We start from the raw sequence: 20633 nt of genomic DNA, 5'->3' as shown, positions 1-20633 counted from the left end.
GACTTTTTTCGCTTTTTTGGTTGCCATTTTCTGGTTGCCTCTTAAACGGTTTATTAATTTCATTAAGATGAAACTAAATAAAGGCTAATTTGATTTATTCACTTATTTTCATTATAACAATACTCTCTTGCATCATCTTTGATAATCTTGGGATAATAACACTTGCAAAAAACCTGACCAACTCCTATAAATTACAATTAAAGGTATTACAGGATAAAACCAAAACTGATGAGGAGAAACAAAAGGAATTATTGCGTCAGATTTCTAAACAAATCATATATCTGTTAAAGCTCATTGGAAGTATTATTTTGTTTATCAGTCCTTTTCTTTCCATATTCATTATAGATGAACTATTTAAAACAACATACTCGGAAACCCTATATAGTTTAGGTGGAATTTTAGCTTCTTTGATTGCAGTGGTGCTCTATATCATTTTAAAAAAACAATATGTCAAGTTATTCAAAAAGCGAAAAAATACTACATAAATTATACTTATCTAATTATTTTCTATCTAAGTCGTCTCTGGAACTGGAAGAAATTATTTTTGGCCCTAAGGCTAAAAATATTCTAGTAAAGGAGTACGTATTTATAACTGGCTTGGCTAGATCTGGCACAACAGCCTTAATGAATAAGATATTTGGCACAAATGAATACGCTTCCTTGCAATATTCCAATATGCCAATTTTGCTCTCCCCAAACTTATGGAATAAAAAGCTTAAGATTGCTGCCCACGAGAGAGCTCACAAAGATGGTATTATAATCGACGGCAATTCACCTGAAGAATTTGACGAATATTTCTGGAAGGCCTTTATGAAGGATTCTTACATTAAAGATGGACTATTACCACATACAGTGGAAGAAGAAATTGTAAACAAATATTTGACCTATATATCTTTGATTTGTCTTTCAAAACAAAAACAAAAATATATATCCAAAAACAACAACAACATTTTAAGGCTATCTACCTTAAAAAAAATTAATAATAGTAAAATATTTATTTTATTTAGGGAACCCATTTCCCATGCTTCATCCCTAATGAAGTTGCACCGTAGTTTTTCTGATAGCCAACGTGAAGATCCATTTGTACTGGATTATTTTAACTATTTGGGGCATCACGAATTTGGCCTTAATCATAAACCTTTTCTATTGACCTCAAATTTTATAGAAACAAAATCACAATATGATCTTGAAGATATAAATTATTGGCTAATCCTATGGATCAATTATTATGAATATGTACTAGATACTTTCGACGATTCTTATATGCTTATTTCATTTGAAAGCCTGGTTAATGAACCTGACAGCGTTTTTGAATATGTAAGCAAAAACCTTCAAGTTAAGCCCTTTCCCAACAGCATTAAAAAACATAAACCAATGATTTATCAGCCCGTTCCATGTAATCTAGAACTACAAAACCGGGCCAAACAAGTCTATAATAAATTACTTTCTTTAATAAAGTACTAAAACTTATTACAATCTAAAAAAATGTTTATTATAAAAACATTTTTTTAGATTGTTCCATTATTTTTGAACAAAACAATTATCTCGCAATTATCAATTAGAAAGAAATCCATTAAATTAATGAAAATACTTGTAACAGGGGCAGCCGGCTTCATTGGATTTTTTGTGTCCAAAATGTTAATAACCCAAGGTCACATTGTTGTTGGGGTGGATAATATAAATGACTATTACGATGTTAATCTAAAATACGCCCGTTTAAAGGAATTGGGCATATCCAGGGAAAATGCTGAAAAATTCGACCAAAAAATCAAAAGTGATACACATCCCAACTCTTTTTCATTTATCCGTCTGAACCTGGAGGATTACGAGGCTATGCCTATATTATTCAAAGATCAAAACTTTGATGTCGTGTGCAATCTGGCTGCCCAGGCAGGGGTACGCTATAGTCTTGAAAATCCAAAAGCTTATGTTGACAGCAATATTGTAGGGTTTATGAATATCTTGGAATGTTGCCGAAATTACAAAATCAAACATCTGGTGTACGCCAGCAGCTCCAGTGTCTACGGCCTCAACAAAAAGGTCCCCTTTGAAACCACTGATAATGTGGACCATCCTATAAGCCTTTATGCAGCGACTAAAAAGAGTAATGAACTTATGGCCCATACTTATAGTCATTTATATGGTTTTGCTACCACGGGTTTGCGGTTTTTTACGGTCTATGGCCCTTGGGGAAGACCCGATATGGCCATGTTTCTTTTTACAGACGCGATGATTCAGGGCAGGCCCATTAAGGTTTTTAACAATGGCCTTATGGAACGCGATTTCACCTATATTGACGATATTACTGAGGGGGTGGTCCGCATTTTGGAAAAAAATATAAAACCTCGAATGGACAAAGGGGAAAAATACAAAATTTACAATATCGGAAATAACAATTCCGTTAAACTGCTCGACTTTATCCAAGCGATTGAGGAAAATTTAGGTATAAAGGCAAAAAGGGAGCTCCTTCCCATGCAACCTGGAGATGTAGAAAAAACATGGGCCAATGTCGATGCTTTAATAACAGACTACGATTATAGACCAAACACGCCTATTAAAACAGGGGTAGCCAATTTTATTTCGTGGTATAAAAAATATTATAAGATTAACTAAATACTCTTAACTTATTTTTCAATAACACACTTCCTTTAAGAATCAAACTCATTGCTTTTTTTTCGGTAATAAGGTAAGAAAGGGTTTATAAAATCGCTTAAGGATTTTCATTTCATCGAGTTTATTGCGACTTAAAATAATATTGACCTCCTTTTAAATTTCTTTTATACACCTTTGCACATTAAAAGAAAATTAACATGAATAACACTTCTGTAAAACTTAATGCCGCTCATCATATATTGGTTACTGGGGGGGCAGGGTTTATTGGCTCCAATCTTTGTGAAGCGCTATTAGATAATGGGAATAAAGTAACTTGTTTGGATAATTTTGCAACAGGAAAACGAGAAAACATTACGCACTTAGGGTCAAATCCAAATTTCCTGCTAATTGAAGGTGATATACGAAATTTAAGCGATTGCCAAAAAGCCTGTAAGGGTATAGATTATATTTTGCATCAGGCCGCATTGGGATCTGTCCCTAGATCGATCAATGACCCTATAACAAGCAACGATGTTAACGTATCCGGATTTTTAAATATGTTGGTAGCCGCAAGAGATGCCAAGGTAAAGCGCTTTGTCTATGCGGCCAGTTCCTCTACCTATGGGGATTCCGAATCAATGCCCAAAGTGGAGGATGTAATTGGAAAACCTCTCTCCCCCTATGCCATTACCAAGTATGTAAACGAGCTCTATGCTGATATTTTTAGCAAAACCTATGGATTAGAGACTATCGGCTTGCGTTATTTCAATGTTTTTGGAAGAAAACAAGACCCGAATGGTGCTTATGCCGCAGTGATTCCGAAGTTTGTAATGCAGTTGATGAAATACGAATCCCCTGTTATAAATGGAGATGGTAGCTATTCCAGGGATTTTACCTATATAGATAATGTAATTCAAATGAACTTAAGGGCCATAAGCAGTAATAATAAAGAGGCCATAAATACCGTTTATAATGTAGCCTACGGTGAACGGACAGATTTAAAGGAGTTGGTATCCTTATTAAAAGAATATCTAAGTGTTTACGATCCAAAAATTGCTCAAGTAGATATAAAATATGGCCCCAACAGGCAAGGAGATGTACCACATTCTTTGGCGTCTATCCAAAAAGCAAAAAATTTGCTGGATTATGATCCAGAATTCAATATTGAGGCTGGGTTGAAAGAGGCAGTAACATGGTATTGGGAAAATTTAAAATAAAATATAATCTAAAATGAATTTAACTGTTATTGGAACCGGCTATGTAGGTCTGGTAAGTGGTACTTGTTTTGCCGAGATGGGAAATACGGTAACCTGTATTGATGTTGACACCAAAAAAATAGAAAATTTAAAAGGGGGTATTATCCCAATCTACGAACCGGGCTTGGAAGCCATGGTAAGAAGAAATATTGAGAACAAAACCTTGCGCTTTAGTACCAATTTAAATAATCACCTTCAGAAATGCGATATAGCTTTCATTGCCGTTGGTACCCCTATGGGGGATGATGGTTCTGCCGATTTAAAATATGTGCTTCAAGTGGCCAAAGAGATAGGACTGCATATGACCAATCCCTTGATTATTGTTGACAAATCTACCGTTCCTGTAGGCACTGCTGATAAAGTTTCGGCCACTATTCAAAAAGAATTGGAAAAACGAAATGTAGACATAGAATTTCATGTAGTCTCCAACCCTGAATTTTTAAAGGAAGGGGATGCGATAAACGACTTCATGAAACCAGATAGGGTGGTTATTGGATCCGACGATCAAAAGTCGACCGAAAAAATGAGAACCTTGTACTCCCCATTTTTTAGAAGCAGTCAGGACCGATTGATCACCATGGATGTCCGTTCCGCTGAAATGACCAAGTATGTGGCCAACGCCATGCTGGCCACCAAAATATCGTTTATGAACGAAATAGCCAATATATGTGAATTGGTGGGCGCGGACGTGAATAAGGTAAGAATTGGGATTGGGTCCGATAGCAGAATTGGGTATAGCTTTATATATCCAGGTTCGGGATATGGTGGATCTTGTTTTCCAAAAGATGTTAAGGCATTGAAAAAAACGGCTGAGGAACATGGCTATAAAGCCAGTTTGATTAGCTCTGTAGAGGAAGTAAACGACCGGCAAAAACTGGTAATTGCCCAAAAGGTAATTACCAGATTTGGTGAAGATCTAAAAGGAAAAACCTTTGCCATATGGGGCTTGGCCTTCAAACCTGAGACCGATGATATGCGGGAAGCACCTGCCATATATATCATTAAGGAATTAGTACAAAGAGGGGCTAAAATACAAGCATATGACCCGAAAGCGATGAAAGAGGCAGAGCATTTTTATTTAAAAGATATGAAAGGTGTTACTTATTGCAAGTCCAAGTACGACACTCTTAAAAATGCCGATGCCATGATTCTACTAACGGAATGGAAAGAATTTAGGTCTCCTGATTTTGAAGAATTAAAGGTACAATTAAATACCCCGATAATTTTTGATGGCCGTAACCAATATAATGATGTATTAATGACGGAGAGGGGTATTGAATACTACCAAATCGGAAAAAAATTGAACAACCATTAAAATAAAAAAATATGAGTAATATAAAAATTGCTGTAATTGGATTGGGATATGTTGGCCTACCATTAGCCCGCCTGTTCGCAACTAAATACCCCGTGATAGGATTTGATATCAACGAAAAAAGAATAACAGAATTACAAGCAGGTAAGGACAATACCTTGGAAGTAGAGGATGATATCTTGCTAGCCGTTTTGTCGGATACCCCAAAAATGGATAATACAGGACTGTATTGCACAAATAAGCTAGAGGATATTGCGGACTGTAATTACTACATAGTTACTGTACCTACTCCAGTTGACAGTACCAATAGGCCCATTTTAACGCCACTATACAAAGCTAGTGAAACGGTAGGCCAAGTACTAAAAAAGGGAGATATCGTAGTATATGAGTCTACCGTTTATCCTGGGGTTACCGAAGATGAATGTATTCCGGTTTTGGAAAATATAAGTGGGTTGAAGTATAACCTAGATTTTTTTGCAGGATATTCGCCAGAAAGAATCAATCCGGGGGACAAAGAACATACCGTTGAAAAAATCTTAAAAGTCACCTCTGGTTCAACTCCAGAAATAGGCAAAAAAGTAAATAAGCTCTATGCCTCTGTAATTACGGCCGGAACGCACTTGGCTCCTAACATCAGGGTTGCCGAGGCGGCCAAGGTTATTGAAAACTCACAACGTGATATTAATATCGCTTTTGTTAATGAATTGGCCAAGATTTTCAATTTAATGGGTATTGACACCCATGATGTTTTAGAGGCTGCAGGTACCAAATGGAACTTCCTACCCTTTAAACCAGGATTAGTTGGGGGGCACTGTATCGGCGTAGACCCCTATTATTTAGCCCAGAAAGCACAGGAATACGGCTATCATCCTGAGATTATTTTGGCCGGAAGACGAATGAACGACGGTATGGGCAAGTATGTAGCTTCAGAAGTCGTTAAAATGATGGTACAAAATGACATTAAGGTAAAAGGAGCTAGTATATTGGTATTGGGAATAACCTTTAAGGAAAATTGCCCCGATGTCCGTAACACTAAAGCGGTTGATGTTATAAACAACCTAAGCTCCTACGGAGCAGAGGTAGACATTTATGATCCTTGGGCATCGGCGGAAGAAGTTATGCATGAATATAAGTTGACAGCTTCTAAAGAATTGGCGGACAAAAAATTCGATGCTATTGTGCTCACTGTGGCGCACAAACAATTTCTGTCTCTTGATTTCAAGTCACTACTAAAACCCAATGGGGTCGTGTATGACGTAAAAGGTTTTATACCGGAACAAGCAAACGGTAAATTATAATGCATAATAAAAAAGTAAAGCAAAAACTTGCTTTTGTTATACCCTCACTTGGCGCTGGTGGAGCAGAGCGTGTGGTTTCTACTTTGGCAAACACACTAACCACCGATTATGAAGTCTACATTATATCTTTCATTAAAGTAGTCCCTTTTTATCAATTGCACAAGGATGTGCGATTATTACATTGTGTTGATAATGTTCCTCCTAGTAGAAATATTTTTAATGCTTTAAAAAGTAATTATATTTTACTAAAAAAAATCAACGCGATTGTTAAAAAGGAAAAGATTCAATTATTGATTGGTTTTTTAACTAGCGCTAATGTATTATCTGTTCTAGCAGCAAAAAGCAATTCAATCCCTTGTATTATTAGTGAAAGGAATAATCCGAATAAGAATAAAGCCAATAAATTTTGGAAATTACTTAAAAGTTTCAGTTATCCTAAAGCAAACTTTTTAGTCGTTCAAACTAGGGAAATTAAAGAATATTACGCTTCAAGTGTAGATGAAAAAAAATTAATAATTCTACCTAATCCAATTTCTAATGAATTGTCCTTAAAGCGGGATAATGAGGTTTTTAAAGAAAATGTAATACTTAACGTTGGAAGATTAACCAATCAAAAAGCACAGGATGTTTTAATAAAGTCGTTCTCTGAAATAGAAGACAAAAACTGGAAACTTTTAATTATAGGTGAAGGCCCAAAGAAGAAGGAATATGAGCAACTGATTGAAAATCTAGACCTTAAGAACAGGGTAATAATAAAAAGTAAAATTCAAAATATCGATAAGTACTATAATTCTTCTAAAATTTTTGCGTTTACTTCAATATTTGAAGGTTTCCCTAATGCCCTTATTGAAGCCATGCATTTTGGTATTCCAAGTATATCCACAGATTGTCCAACAGGCCCATCAGAGTTGATTAAAGATGGTATAAATGGTTTTCTAATCCCTATGAACAATGAGGAAGTTTTAACAGAGAAAATTAATCAACTCATTTCAAGAGAGGATTTAAGATTATCCTTCGGAAAAAATGGCCAGAAGGCGGTAGATCAATTCAAGGTGGACGCTGTCGTTAAGCAATGGAATAAAATTATTCAGCTTTCCATATAAATTAAAAATGATTGATTTTATAAAGGATTATCTCCGTAATCTAAATATTAAACATCTTATCAAGCAACCGGTATTTAAAAATATCATGTTGGTTATGAGTATAACTCTGCTCATGAAAGGTGTTGGATTTTATAAGGAATCGGTGGTCGCAGCGACCTTTGGTCTATCCGAATTATTGGATACATTTTTTATTGCCATGTTGGTGCCTGGATTTATAAATAATGTGTTTTTGGGGGCTTTTAGAAATGTTTTTATCCCCAACTATGTCGCCGAATTGAAAACAGGAAATAACATTGCCTCATTTCAAGGAACTGGTTTCTTTATAACGGGCTTGGTATCCTTTCTTTTCTTAATAATAGCCTTTTTATTTACTGATGTATACTTAGAGAATTTTTTCGCAGGGCATGATCAAGCCTTTTACGACTTAGTAAAATTACAATTTCATTATGTTCTCCCATGTATTCTTTTATGGGGGTTTTCATCAATATTAAGTGGATTGTTGAATATTAATGGGGAATTTAGATATACATCATTTACTTCCATATTTACCCCTGTTTCCATTATTATTTGCCTCTGGCTATTTCAAAAGTTATTAGGAGATTCAGTATTGGCTATTGGAACCCTAATAGGTGCAATTATAGGATTTATATATTTGCTAGTGATAAGTTTCAATCGGGATGTAATAAGCGTTACCTGGCCAGATTTTAGCAATAAAAATGCCAAAGAAATGTTCTACCAATTACCCGCAAAGGTGTCTTCAGGCTTTTTAACAGGAATGAACGGAGTAGTAGACCAGTATTTTGCAGCCCAATTAGCTGTTGGTTCAATAGCTGCTTTAAATTACGGCCTTAAAATGCCAGCCTTCTTATCTGGTATTTTGATTATTGGTATTAACAGCGTTTTATTACCCTATTTTTCAAAGGCAGTAATAGAGAACAAGAAAAAGACCTTTAAACTTCTGTTTAAGGTATTAAAGTCTCTATTTATTGGAGCCGCCATATTTTCTATAATTGCCATATTTGCAACAGATTTTTTTGTACAATTATTTTTTGAACGTAATGAATTCACAGCTGAGGACTCCGCATTGGTATCCATAATACAAAAAATTATATTGGCCTACATCCCCTTTACAATTGCAGGAATGGTTAACGTAAATTTTTTAACCAGCATCAACAAAAATGCAATTATGGCCTATGTATCTTTTGGAGCATTGGTCATAAATATCATTCTAGATTATATCTTAATACAATATTATGGTATTTTTGGTATAGCAATTTGTACTACAGTAGTGGTTATAATAAAGAATATCGTCTTATTTGGATATACCGTAAAATTAAGTCGACAGGAAAAAATATTAAATACTTAGATATTATGTGTTTCGCGACTCTAAAAATTATTGTGCTTTTTTTATCCGATAAAATTGTGGAAAATATTCCCGGTAACTTAAATTGCTTTTAACGATATAAAAACAATTAGCGATAATATTTACCTATATTTTTGTACAAAATAGAATGTTTAATGTTGGACTAGATAAATCTTTTTCATTGTCTTTGCAAAAGCTTAAACTTAATAGTAGATAAAAAACTATATCCCATTTACAGTTAATGAACTTAATACGTTATTTTATTTTATTTTTAATTTTGTGTAATATGCCAAGCTACCTTCTGGCTTATTTTGGCAGCACATTAGGGTCTTTAAGTAGTTACGCCTCATCCCTAATGTTATTAGCGTATTACTTTCTTTCAAGAGAAAAGCACGAATTAATTTTTCCTTTTATTTTATTGGGAATACTCTACTACACCTTAAGTGGCCTTAATTTTTCAGAATACGAGCCGGAGTGGTTCTTTAAAGATTTTATTCGGTTTATGATTGTTGTTGTGTGTGCAGTGGATCTTTTATATAAGACAAACAATAAAGAAATCTATTTAATTTTGCTAATAGGCGGCTTAAGTATCATTATTAACGCAGTTGTATTTCCCTTGGCGAATGCCAACTTCTACCCTACTTATGGACGTTTCAGTGGTTTTTATTTGAATCCAAACTTTGCAGGTACAATATGCTTAATTGGCTTCGCCTTAAGCTATTCAATGTCCCATAAATGGTTAAAACTAGGTGGGCAATTAATTTTTACATTGGCCGGTATCCTAACTTTCTCACGCTCCTTTATAGTTATATGGTTGTTGATAAATATGATTGCGATATATCATAGTAGAAAGAACGTTATTGTTCCAGCCATTGGAGCTTTGGTACTTATTTTATTATTTGCCGTTTCGAGTTTCTTAACCTTGAATACAGCACGATTTTCGGCTTTACAAAGTATTTTTAGTGATGAACAAATACAATCCGAAACCATACAAAAGGATTCCAGAACAGGTACTTGGGCCTTATACACAGATATTATATTTGACAAACCTTTTTGGGGCAATGGATATGAATATATGCAAAAAAAACAACAAGGTCTCCCTGGTGTACATAATACCTTTCTAATGGTCCTGGGGGAGGCCGGTATAATTCCGTTTTTTTTAATAGTCGGAATTTATCTTTTTTTGTTGATTAAAAGTTACTCCTTTTTTAGATCAAATCCAGAATTTTTTTATTTAAGTTGTGTCTTAACCATTAGTCTAATGGTAGGACACACGTATTTTTCAAATTATTACAATGTACTTGTTTCAATGTACCTCTTGATACAGTTTAAAAAATTATCTGCAAGTTCTCCTTTAATTTTAAAATAGAACTGATTTACTATCGTTATACTTCAATCATGAAACAACTATTAAAATATATATATCACAGAACCATAGTTGGCAGAATAGTGATGAACTTATATCACTTTATAAATAAAAAAATAGTCCCGGAACGGATTTACCTAAAATACAGATATAAAAAGCACTTTGGACAGTTTCCTGACTTAAAAAAACCCAAAACTTTAAATGAAAAAATCATTTGGCTTAAATTAAATGACAGAACCCCACTGCACACTCGATGTGCTGATAAATATGAAGTTAGGGGGTTTATAAAAGAATCTATTGGAGAAGAATATTTAGTCCCATTATATTTTCAAACCCAAGATGTTAATGAGATCATTGCGGATAATTTACCTGATGCCCAATGTATTATAAAAACCAATCACGACAGTGGTGGTGGAATTTTTGTTTTGGATAAAACAAAAATGAATTGGGAAGACATTCAACAGAAATTAAAACAAAGGATGGAAAAAAATTACTATCCCCAATCCAAAGAATGGCAGTACAAAAATATAATCCCCAGAGTTATCATAGAAAAATTATTGCAGAACAGTAAGGGTGATATTCCAGAAGATTATAAGCTTCATTGTTTTAATGGAAAGGTTAGAATGATTCAAGTAGATATGGGTAGAGGAACATCAAATCACTATAGAAACTGGTACAATAGAGATTGGCAACGCGAACCATATAAATGGTCTTCCCCAAAAGGACCTGGAAAATATACGGACCCTAGTCCAGATGATGTACCAAGGCCTAAAACCCTGAATAAAATGATATCTCTTTCCGAACTTATAGCTACTCATTTTGACTATGTTCGTGTAGATTGGTACGATGTGGATGGTAAGTTATATTTTGGAGAAATAACCTTTCATCATGACGGGGGCAATAAACCAATATTACCTGAACAATGGGATTTAAAACTAGGAAGCGAACTTATTCTTACAAAACTAAAATTGCAGGATGTCCCAAAAGATTAATATAACATTTATTATTCCTTCTTTAAGGGCTGGCGGTGCTGAGCGTGTAATGTCCTATATTGCACAGTCCTTGGACAAAAACAAATTTAATGCCTCTTTATTAGTCGTTGGGTTCGAAAAAGATGCAGTATTTGAAATAAAAAATATAGAAATAAAATTTCTCAACCAAAGTAGAGTTCTTCATGCATTTTTCCCAATTGCGAATTATTTATCTAAAAAGAAACCACAAATAGTTATTAGTGCCATTGGCCACTTAAATACTTTGATGGGCATACAGGCTCTATTTTTTCCCAAAATTAAGTTTGTTGCTAGAGAAGTAAACGTCATGAGTATTTTAAGTAATATTGAAATTCCTAAAAAAAATTTCTTTAAATTTTTACCTAAATTCAGTTATGATCAACTGGATAAAATCATATGTCAATCTAAAGACATGGCAATTGATATCCGTAAAAAATATAATCTCCAAGAAAATGAATTAATAATAATTAACAATCCAATTTCTGATAAATTTCAAGTAAAGCCAGATTTACCCTCCAACAAGTTTAAACAATTTATTACGGTTGCCAGTTTAAATAAACGTAAAGGGCACCTAAGAATTCTTGACGTCCTTGCCAATTATCCGGAGCCATTTGAATATACTTTAATTGGGGACGGAATCGAAATGGAGACCATATTTTCCCATGCAAAAAAACTGGGTTTATTGGATAAAATCAAACACATCCCATTTACAAAGGATGTATCCAAATATTTACAAGAAAGTGATGTTTTTTTACAAGGATCATATGTGGAAGGCTTTCCAAATGCATTATTGGAAAGTTGTGCGGTAGGTACTCCGGTTATTGCATTTAAAGCACCAGGTGGTATCGACGAAATAGTTGAAGAAGATGTGAATGGATATATTGCCAAAGACGAAGCGGATTTTTTGATCAAACTAAACCTAATTGGAGAAAAACATTGGGACCCTGCTGTTGTAAGGGATTCTGTATATAAAAAATACAGCAAAGATATTATTATAAAAAAATACCAAGACTTGTTCATCGATTTGAATAGGGATTAGCATCTTTTACCCTTAACCATTAAAATTATGTGCGGAATTTACGGAACTACGATCAGGTATAAAAAACAAGAAGTTGAAACCAAATTAAACAGAATTTCGTTTCGCGGCCCTGATAAAATGGGTGTTAGTCAATTGGAATCTGATGACAACCTAGTTACTTTGGGTCATAATAGATTGGCTATAATCGATTTAGACCCACGCTCCAACCAACCTTTTACCTACAACGAAAACATCCATATTGTCTTTAATGGAGAAATATACAACTATTTAGACCTAAAAAAATCACTTGGCAGTAAGGGGTATTCATTTAAAACCACCAGTGATACTGAAGTTATGTGTGCTGCCTATATGGAGTATGGCGAGAAATGCGTCGACTATTTTAATGGTATGTTCGCATTTGTAATTTATGATAAAAAAAAACAAATATTATTTGGGGCTAGGGATAGAATGGGCAAAAAACCATTCTACTATTATATCAATGGTAGGGATTTTGAATTTGCAAGTCAAATCTCAGCCATTCAATTGTTCAATAAAAATCTTTCCATTTCCCAAAAATCCATTAACAACTATCTTAGTTGGGGTACCATTCCCGATCCTGATACAATTTTTAATGAAGTTAAAAAATTAAAAGCCGGTTATTCTTTTGTTTACGATCTAAAATCAGGTTCTTACAACCAAAAACCATATTGGGATTTGGATTATAAGGGCACAAATCTTTACAAGGGATCCTATGAGGATGCTAAAAATGAGCTGGAGTCCATATTGTCCGATGCCGTAAAAATTAGATTATTTGCGGATGTGCCAGTTGGCATATTTTTATCCGGAGGAGTAGATTCTTCACTGGTAGCAGCTATGGCCACCAAAGCCACCAATGAAAAGGTAAAGACTTTTTCGGTTAAATTCGATACAAAAGGATTTGATGAAAGTGCCTATGCACAAAAAGTAGCCCAACATTTGCAGACCGATCACCATGTCATTGAATGTAATTATAATGAGGGGATAGACTTAATCTCCAACCTCTGTGAATTCTATGACGAGCCTTTCGCCGATTCCTCTGCCGTTCCATCGTTATTACTTTCCAAGCATACAAAAAAACATGTAACTGTAGCATTGTCAGGGGATGGCGGTGATGAAAGTTTTTTGGGATATCACCGATATAATTGGATGAGATATGTACAAAAAGCATATGGTCTTCCTGATTTCGCGAGAAATATATTAGTTAATGGCTTAAATATAATACCATACTACAAAAGCAAAGTAATAGCCAATGTTTTAAACAACAAAAACATAAACGATGCATACCTTGGCATGATGGTTAACACTAAAAATCATTTGCTGGTAAATACACCGGATTTAAGTGATCTAGAAGAAAGAAAATACTTGTACCATGAAAACAAAAATATATACGAGCGAATATCAGATTTTGATTTAAAAACTTATCTAAACTGGGACATTAATACGAAAGTAGATAGAGCTTCAATGGCTTTTTCCTTGGAGACAAGAGCTCCCTTATTGGATTATAGAGTTGTTGAATTTTCGAGATCAATTCCTACAGACTTTAAATTTAACAAGAATAACCAGAAGAGAATCCTAAAGGATATATTGTACAAGCATGTTCCAAAAGAATTTTTTGATCGACCTAAGTCTGGATTTACTATGCCGTTTAAAGTTTGGTTCAGAAATGAATTAAAGGATTATGTTTTAAGTGAACTAAGTGATGAAGGTCTAAAAACAATACCAGGAATTAAAATACCAGAAGTAAAAGCAACCATACATGAGCATATGGATGGGACGGCTAATAAGTATCCTACCATTTGGGCCCTATTGGTTTTGAAACAGTGGTTGTCCAAAAACGCTGCTGGTTTGGAAATAAAGTAAATCTTTTACCGTTCCCGTTAAGAACATTCCTGTTAAGATTAAATCAAAAAGTCAATTAGAATATGAGAATATTAATTCTATTACCCAATGATACTATGGGAGGAGCTGAACAATATTTAAAAATGGTCGCCTCATACCATAAAAGTGATAAAATTGATGTTTACTTTCTTAACAAAAAGTTGAAAAATTCTTGGGAAGATTCAAGCTCTCAAACAACGTTACATTATTCAAAATATAGTCGTAAATATATTTCTGTTTTCCTATTGATTCTTAATTTGGCAAGATCTAAAAACAAATCTTACGATTATATTTTTACTTCCCATGTCTACACAAATGGATTAATTGGAATACTACTTGGCCTTAAACTTATTAGAGCTAAACACTTTGTAGCAAGGGAGTCCACCTCTATTTTCCTTAGGTATAATGGTCTTAAGCTTTTATCATATAAGCTTTTCTATTGGATAGGCTATAGAAAGGTTAATTTATTGGTAAGCCAAACAGAGTTGATGAAAAATCAACTTATAACCGGTTTTCCAAAAATAACCAAACTCACTAAAATTGAAGTTATCCCAAACCCCATTGATTTTGACCTGATAACAAAAAAAGCTTACAGTAGCACTAACCTAACTATACCTGAGAATTATATAGTTTCTGCCGGTAGGATGATTCCAGAGAAAGGATATGATATCTTGATAAATGCTTTCTCCAAATTAAAGCCCCAATTTAATGATTTGAAACTTCTAATACTGGGTGAGGGCATAGAACGAACCAACCTAGAGGGATTAATAACCCAGTTAAATCTTGAAGGCGATGTATTACTACAAGGTTTTGTGGATAACGTATATCCCTATTTTAAAAAAGCTACAGTGTGCGTTGTTTCATCTAGGGTTGAAGGGTTTCCTAATGTTCTTCTTCAAATGATGTCACAAAACTCTAAAGTGGTTTCTACCACCTGTGCTGGTGGAATAGAAGATATACCAGGTATCCAGATTTCTGAAACTAATAACCAAAACAATCTTGAAGAAGCCATTATCAACACATTAAATTCAAAAAAGGATAATCGTACTCTTTTTGATGAATATCTTCAAAGCAGGGATATTTCGTCATTTATGACCAAGGTCGATTATTATCTAAACAGTGAAAAAACCAAAAAATAATACTTTTTAAGAATATGTCTTAACCTTGTCCAGTGGATAATGGGTGCTGAATTTAGTCCAATAAAACATTTGTAAAAATAATACCGTAATATTTAGTGTATAATGGCGTTATAAAAAGTATTCACTAACAATAAAATATTCATTTGATCTTGGTATACTCCAATAAACATTGACATTACTATTTCTACGTTTACATGATAAAATTATTCTAAAATTCCCACTTAAAAATTATTAACAATACTTTTGCAAAAAAATACCTAAGACTAATGCAGAAAAAACTTATTCGAATAACCACTACATCTGGTTCTCTAGATGGCCTACTGCAAAACCAGCTTAAATTTATGAGTGATTATTTCGAGGTAATTGGAATATCTTCTAAAGGAATTCGCTTAGACAATGTAAGGAAAGAACAGGGCGTGAGAGTAATACCTGTTCAAATGTCACGAAGTATTTCTCCCTTTAAGGATTTGATTGCATTGTATAAATTATACACTATTTTCAGCGAAGAAAAGCCTTTTATAGTGCATTCACACACCCCAAAAGCAGGATTGTTAAGTATGATGGCCTCATATTTTGCAAAAGTTCCACATAGATTGCATACGGTTGCCGGCCTACCATTATTAGAGACGACAGGAATTAAAAGACGAATATTAAATCTTGTTGAAAAATTGACCTATGCTTTTTCGACCAAGGTCTATCCAAACTCCTTTGGTCTGGAAAAAATAATACTGGACCATAATTTCATTGACAAGGACAAATTGAAAGTTATTGGAAATGGGAGTTCCAATGGAATAGATCTAGCTCATTTCGACCCTAATTTGTTTTCCCAGGAAGATAATCATGCGTTGCGCAAAGAATTGCATATAGGGGAAAATGACTTTGTCTTCATAAATGTGGGCCGAATGGTAACGGATAAAGGAATAAATGAACTGGTAGAGGCTTTTTGCAAAATTCAGGAAACATTTAAGGACACCAAGCTACTTTTACTAGGAGAATTTGAAGAAAAACTTGATCCATTATTGCCTGAAACTATGGAAAAGATAAAAAACAATCCTAATATAAATTATTTAGGGTGGCAATGGGATGTACGTCCCTATTTCGCTATTTCCAATATGCTGGCCTTTCCCAGTTACCGGGAAGGATTTCCTAATGTAGTTATGCAAGCAGGTGCTATGGGACTTCCTAGTATTGTCTCTGACATCAACGGATGCAACGAAATAATAATAAATGGGCAGAATGGGTGTATTATTCCTCCTAAAAGTACAGAACACCTTTACAACGCAATGGTTGAGTCCCTTAAAAATGGGACTTCAAAATTCAAAAATGTTAGAGAATCTATAGCTACCAGGTTTGATAGATCTGTAATTTGGAATGCAATTTTAGCAGAATACGATTCATTAACACCAAACCAAAAAAAATAATAATTTATTAAAACTACAAACCTTAAATTTATAAGGTTTATTTAATTTCGATAGTCGTAACGTTTTGATCTTTATCCTACAATTAATCCGATTTAATTTATAGTTGAACACAATTAATTGGCTACAATTTCGTCAAACTATATTTTTGTTCCGATATTAATTTTCAAAAATTAATCGACTACGATAGAAGCATAAATCTAGCTAAGGAAAACCAATAATGTATAAGTCAACATTCAAAAGATTAATAGATTTAATTGCTGCCTTGTTAGCCTTTGTAATCTTATTGCCCATAATTCTCATCGTCGCGTTTATTTCTTTAATCATCAATAAGTCCAATCCTTTTTTTTCCCAGGAACGACCAGGAAAGAATGAAGTTGTCTTTAAAATGTACAAATTTAAAAGTATGACGGACAAAAAAGATGAGAATGGCAAGTTGTTGCCCGATGAAGTTCGATTAACAAAATTGGGGAATATCTTAAGGAAAACATCGTTAGACGAACTACCTCAACTAATAAATGTAATTAGAGGTGATATGAGCCTTGTAGGACCACGGCCACTCAGAACCCACTATTTGCCTTACTATACCACTAGGGAAGCTATTAGGCACACCGTTAGACCAGGAATTACAGGTCTTGCCCAAGTCTCCGGAAGAAATGCGGTGGGATGGGACGAAAAATTGGAATTGGATGTACAATATGTACAAAATTTATCATTTCGAAACGATCTAATTTTGATTTACAAAACAATTTTAAAGGTAATTAGGCCTTCAGATGTAATTTTGGATGATAATATGTTGACCCTTGTGGAACATCGCACAAAAAAAAATTAGCTTGACTTATTAATAAATGTTAGATTATTATAATAGCATTATCTAAAATTATTTAAATGTAGTTTAAGTTTTATTACCTATGATTGAATCTATAAACCCGTCTTTTGCAATCTTTAGAGATGATCTATTTCCTCTCATGGGAGGGGGAAACAAAGCCCGCAAAATGATGGCACTGCACCATACAATTCAGGAAGGCCAGCATACTTCAATAGTGACAACAGGCGGAATACAATCCAATCATTGTAGGGCCACTGCTTTGTACTGTTCCAAATACAATTTGGACTGTACTTTGGTGTTGCACGGCAATAAGGAAAAATTTCTTACCGAAAATGGCAATGCCAGATTAATTAGAAACACCAATGCCAGTGTAGTTTTTTGTAATTCCGATGAAATCTCCCTTGAAATGGACAAGGCCATGCTCAATTACAAAGCTCTCGGCCAAAAGCCGTTCTATCTATATGGAGGGGGTCATACATTGGAAGGTAGCAAGGCTTATATCGACATTATAGAAGAAATAAAAAGTAGTGGTTTTGTTCCTGACTATATTTTCTTGGCCAGCGGTACAGGTTCAACGCAGGCCGGTCTATTAGCAGGGATATCCAAATATCAATTAAAGACCAAGGTTATAGGAATTTCCGTTGGTAGAGAAAAAAAAAGATCCGAAAAAATAATAAAGGAATTCTATTCCGAATTATGTAATCGTTATTCAATCCCTGAAAATGTTAATAATATAACAGTGGCTGATGAATTTTTGTGTGGCGGCTACGAAAAGTTTAATGTTGAAATATTGCAAATATCCAATAATTCCTACACAAAATACGGGATTCCCTTGGATACAACATATACGGCCAAAGCGTTCTACGGAATGCAACAAATTATAAAAAAACAGATGATTACTGGAAATATACTTTTCTGGAACACAGGAGGAATATTTAACTATTTTAACTAATGATGGAAATTTTAAAAAACAAAGAAGATTGGAATAACTTTCTCATAAGAATGGAATCCTACGATCTATATCATACCTTTGAATATCACGAAGTTATGAAGAAGACTGGGGAAGAACCAGTGCTTATAACTTACAAAAACAATAACACTGAGATTGGGTTTCCTTTTTTAAAACGAAAAATAAATGACGAATTATCCGATTTGGTTTCCGTACATGGCTATTTAGGTCCCGTATCCATTAATGTTGATGATTCATTTGATTCAGATAATTTTTCGAAGGAATTTCTTAAGTTGTTGCAAAGGGAGAAGATTGTTTCGGCATTTTCAAAATTGAACCCCTATTTGAGCAATCAAAGTAAAGCATTAGCCAAACTCGGAACTCTAGAAAATGTAGGTGAATTAGTATATTTTGACCAGCAAATGGATGTAAATGATCAAATTCTTTGCTACAAAAAGGATACTATACGGTTAATAAAGAAATTAAAACCAATTTCCAGTTATAGAATGGCTACTAATTCTGAGGATATAGAGGCCTTTATGGAAATTTATTACAGCAATTTGGACAGACTGAATGCTAATAAATCATTTTATTATAACAAGGACTATTTCAATACACTTTTAAATTCCGATATGGCGGATGCCAATATTATTTTGGCCATACATAATGAAACCAATGAAATTATGGCGGGTGTTTTTTATTTTGGCACAAAACATATTTCTCATATTGAATTAGCTTGTACCAATGACAAATACTACAATATAAGTCCAGTAAGATATTTATATGACCAGATAAGGGAATTATGCCATAAAGATGAAATGGACTATTTGGATATGGGCGGTGGAAGCGGAGGACGAGAAGGTTCTCTAATGAAGTTCAAATCTTGTTTTGCCCAGAATTATGTTGATTTCAATATTTGGAAATTAATAGCCATGCCGGATGAGTACGATGAACTCCAAACTTTGGACCAAAAAAATACGGATTCAAATTTCTTTCCAAAATATAGATTAAATCTTTAACCCTTAAATACGAAACGTGAATATATTATTTACTTGTGCCGGAAGAAGAAATTATTTAATTAATTACTTTAAAGAAGCCTTAGGTAATAATGGCCAAATAATAGCCGTTGACACTCAATTAACTGCTCCTGCCCTGGTGGACGCGCATTTGGCATTTAAGGTGCCGTCCATATATGATCCTGAATATATAGATTCCTTGAAATCTATTGTTAAAGACAATAATGTTAAGGCAATTATTTCATTGAATGATCTGGAACTTCCAATACTTTCCCTACATAAAAAAGAATTTGAAGATATGGGTGCCAAAGTCATTATTTCGGATGAAAACGTAATCGACATGTCATCCGACAAATGGAAAACCTATAATTTCTTCAGTAAATTAAACATCCCCACACCCAAAACATTTATAACAATAGAGAGTGTTTTGGAAGCTATTAAAAACAATACTCTACAGTACCCCTTGATTGTTAAACCAAGATGGGGAAGTGCATCTATAGGAGTTGATGTTGCCGAAAATGAGAAAGAGCTTTTACTCGCCTATGAATTACAAAAATTAAGAATAGAAAAATCCATTCTTAAAACTGTGAGCTCCAGTGATATTGACCATAGTATTATCATACAGGAGAAATTGGATGGTGAGGAATATGGAATGGATATCTTAAACGATTTTAATGGAGATTATTACGGTTGTTTTGTAAGAAAAAAATTATCCATGCGATCTGGTGAAACCGATAAGGCCGTTTCCGTCATAGACGATGAATTCTCCAAGTTTGGCGAATTAATTGGAAACCATACTAAGCACATTGGTAATATGGATTGCGACTTTTTTGTTGTGAAAGACAAAATTTACATTTTAGAATTAAATCCAAGATTTGGAGGAGGCTATCCTTTTTCACATGAAGCTGGCATAAACACCCCTGCCATTTATATTTCATGGCTGAAAAATAACAAGGATGTAAGTAAATTTAACAATTTTAAGCCCGATCAGCTATTTTCAAAATGTGATATGTTGATGAAAATCCCAAATAATTATTAAGAATACCC

At 34.1% G+C, this 20633-nt stretch carries 17 protein-coding genes; all 17 read left to right on the top strand.

The window, feature by feature from the left end; genetic code table 11:
- Positions 1 to 624 precede the first annotated feature (624 nt).
- Positions 625 to 1464, top strand: coding sequence for a hypothetical protein (locus tag LV92_RS03800; protein WP_245946230.1), 840 nt, complete (start codon positions 625 to 627; stop codon positions 1462 to 1464).
- A gap of 117 nt (positions 1465 to 1581) precedes the next feature.
- Positions 1582 to 2613, top strand: coding sequence for an NAD-dependent epimerase (locus LV92_RS03795; protein WP_111622287.1), 1032 nt, complete (start codon positions 1582 to 1584; stop codon positions 2611 to 2613).
- 197 nt (positions 2614 to 2810) lie between these two features.
- Complete coding sequence (locus LV92_RS03790) at positions 2811 to 3809, top strand: SDR family oxidoreductase (protein ID WP_111622286.1); 999 nt, start codon at positions 2811 to 2813, stop codon at positions 3807 to 3809.
- Positions 3810 to 3822: 13 nt separating this feature from the next.
- Positions 3823 to 5163 (top strand): UDP-glucose dehydrogenase family protein, encoded by a 1341-nt coding sequence (locus LV92_RS03785; RefSeq protein ID WP_111622285.1) that lies wholly within the window; start codon positions 3823 to 3825, stop codon positions 5161 to 5163.
- An 11-nt stretch (positions 5164 to 5174) separates the two neighbouring features.
- Positions 5175 to 6458, top strand: a complete 1284-nt coding sequence (locus tag LV92_RS03780; RefSeq protein ID WP_111622284.1) for a nucleotide sugar dehydrogenase — start codon at positions 5175 to 5177, stop codon at positions 6456 to 6458.
- Complete coding sequence (locus LV92_RS03775) at positions 6458 to 7561, top strand: glycosyltransferase family 4 protein (protein WP_111622283.1); 1104 nt, start codon at positions 6458 to 6460, stop codon at positions 7559 to 7561. The genes LV92_RS03780 and LV92_RS03775 overlap by 1 nt, the downstream gene beginning before the upstream one ends.
- A 7-nt stretch (positions 7562 to 7568) precedes the next feature.
- Positions 7569 to 8927 carry a murein biosynthesis integral membrane protein MurJ gene (gene murJ, locus LV92_RS03770; RefSeq protein WP_111622282.1) on the top strand — a complete coding sequence of 453 codons (1359 nt, stop codon included), beginning with the start codon at positions 7569 to 7571 and terminating at the stop codon, positions 8925 to 8927.
- 283 nt (positions 8928 to 9210) lie between these two features.
- Positions 9211 to 10293, top strand: a complete 1083-nt coding sequence (locus tag LV92_RS03765) for an O-antigen ligase family protein (protein WP_170126278.1) — start codon at positions 9211 to 9213, stop codon at positions 10291 to 10293.
- Positions 10294 to 10322: 29 nt separating this feature from the next.
- Positions 10323 to 11282: an ATP-grasp fold amidoligase family protein gene (locus LV92_RS03760; RefSeq protein ID WP_111622280.1), complete on the top strand. Its 960-nt coding sequence runs from the start codon at positions 10323 to 10325 to the stop codon at positions 11280 to 11282.
- The gene (locus LV92_RS03755; protein WP_111622279.1) at positions 11266 to 12339 is read left to right on the top strand and encodes a glycosyltransferase; all 1074 of its coding nucleotides are present in this window, start codon (positions 11266 to 11268) and stop codon (positions 12337 to 12339) included. The genes LV92_RS03760 and LV92_RS03755 overlap by 17 nt, the downstream gene beginning before the upstream one ends.
- Positions 12340 to 12366: 27 nt before the next feature.
- Positions 12367 to 14217, top strand: a complete 1851-nt coding sequence (gene asnB / locus LV92_RS03750) for an asparagine synthase (glutamine-hydrolyzing) (RefSeq protein WP_111622278.1) — start codon at positions 12367 to 12369, stop codon at positions 14215 to 14217.
- 62 nt (positions 14218 to 14279) lie between these two features.
- Positions 14280 to 15374, top strand: a complete 1095-nt coding sequence (locus tag LV92_RS03745) for a glycosyltransferase (RefSeq protein ID WP_111622277.1) — start codon at positions 14280 to 14282, stop codon at positions 15372 to 15374.
- 266 nt (positions 15375 to 15640) lie between these two features.
- Positions 15641 to 16795, top strand: coding sequence for a glycosyltransferase family 4 protein (locus LV92_RS03740; RefSeq protein ID WP_111622276.1), 1155 nt, complete (start codon positions 15641 to 15643; stop codon positions 16793 to 16795).
- A gap of 217 nt (positions 16796 to 17012) precedes the next feature.
- Positions 17013 to 17624: a sugar transferase gene (locus LV92_RS03735; protein WP_111622275.1), complete on the top strand. Its 612-nt coding sequence runs from the start codon at positions 17013 to 17015 to the stop codon at positions 17622 to 17624.
- Between the two features lie 79 nt (positions 17625 to 17703).
- Entirely contained in the window at positions 17704 to 18573 is an 870-nt protein-coding gene (locus tag LV92_RS03730; protein ID WP_111622274.1) for a 1-aminocyclopropane-1-carboxylate deaminase/D-cysteine desulfhydrase, read from the top strand.
- The gene (locus LV92_RS03725; protein ID WP_111622273.1) at positions 18573 to 19589 is read left to right on the top strand and encodes a GNAT family N-acetyltransferase; all 1017 of its coding nucleotides are present in this window, start codon (positions 18573 to 18575) and stop codon (positions 19587 to 19589) included. The genes LV92_RS03730 and LV92_RS03725 overlap by 1 nt, the downstream gene beginning before the upstream one ends.
- Positions 19590 to 19605: 16 nt before the next feature.
- Positions 19606 to 20625 carry an ATP-grasp domain-containing protein gene (locus LV92_RS03720; RefSeq protein ID WP_111622272.1) on the top strand — a complete coding sequence of 340 codons (1020 nt, stop codon included), beginning with the start codon at positions 19606 to 19608 and terminating at the stop codon, positions 20623 to 20625.
- Positions 20626 to 20633: the final 8 nt, after the last annotated feature.

It is taken from the genome of Arenibacter echinorum (assembly GCF_003259375.1).
GTDB lineage: Bacteria > Bacteroidota > Bacteroidia > Flavobacteriales > Flavobacteriaceae > Arenibacter > Arenibacter echinorum.
Note: the sequence above shows the minus strand (reverse complement) of the source record. Positions and strands in the feature narration are given on the sequence as shown.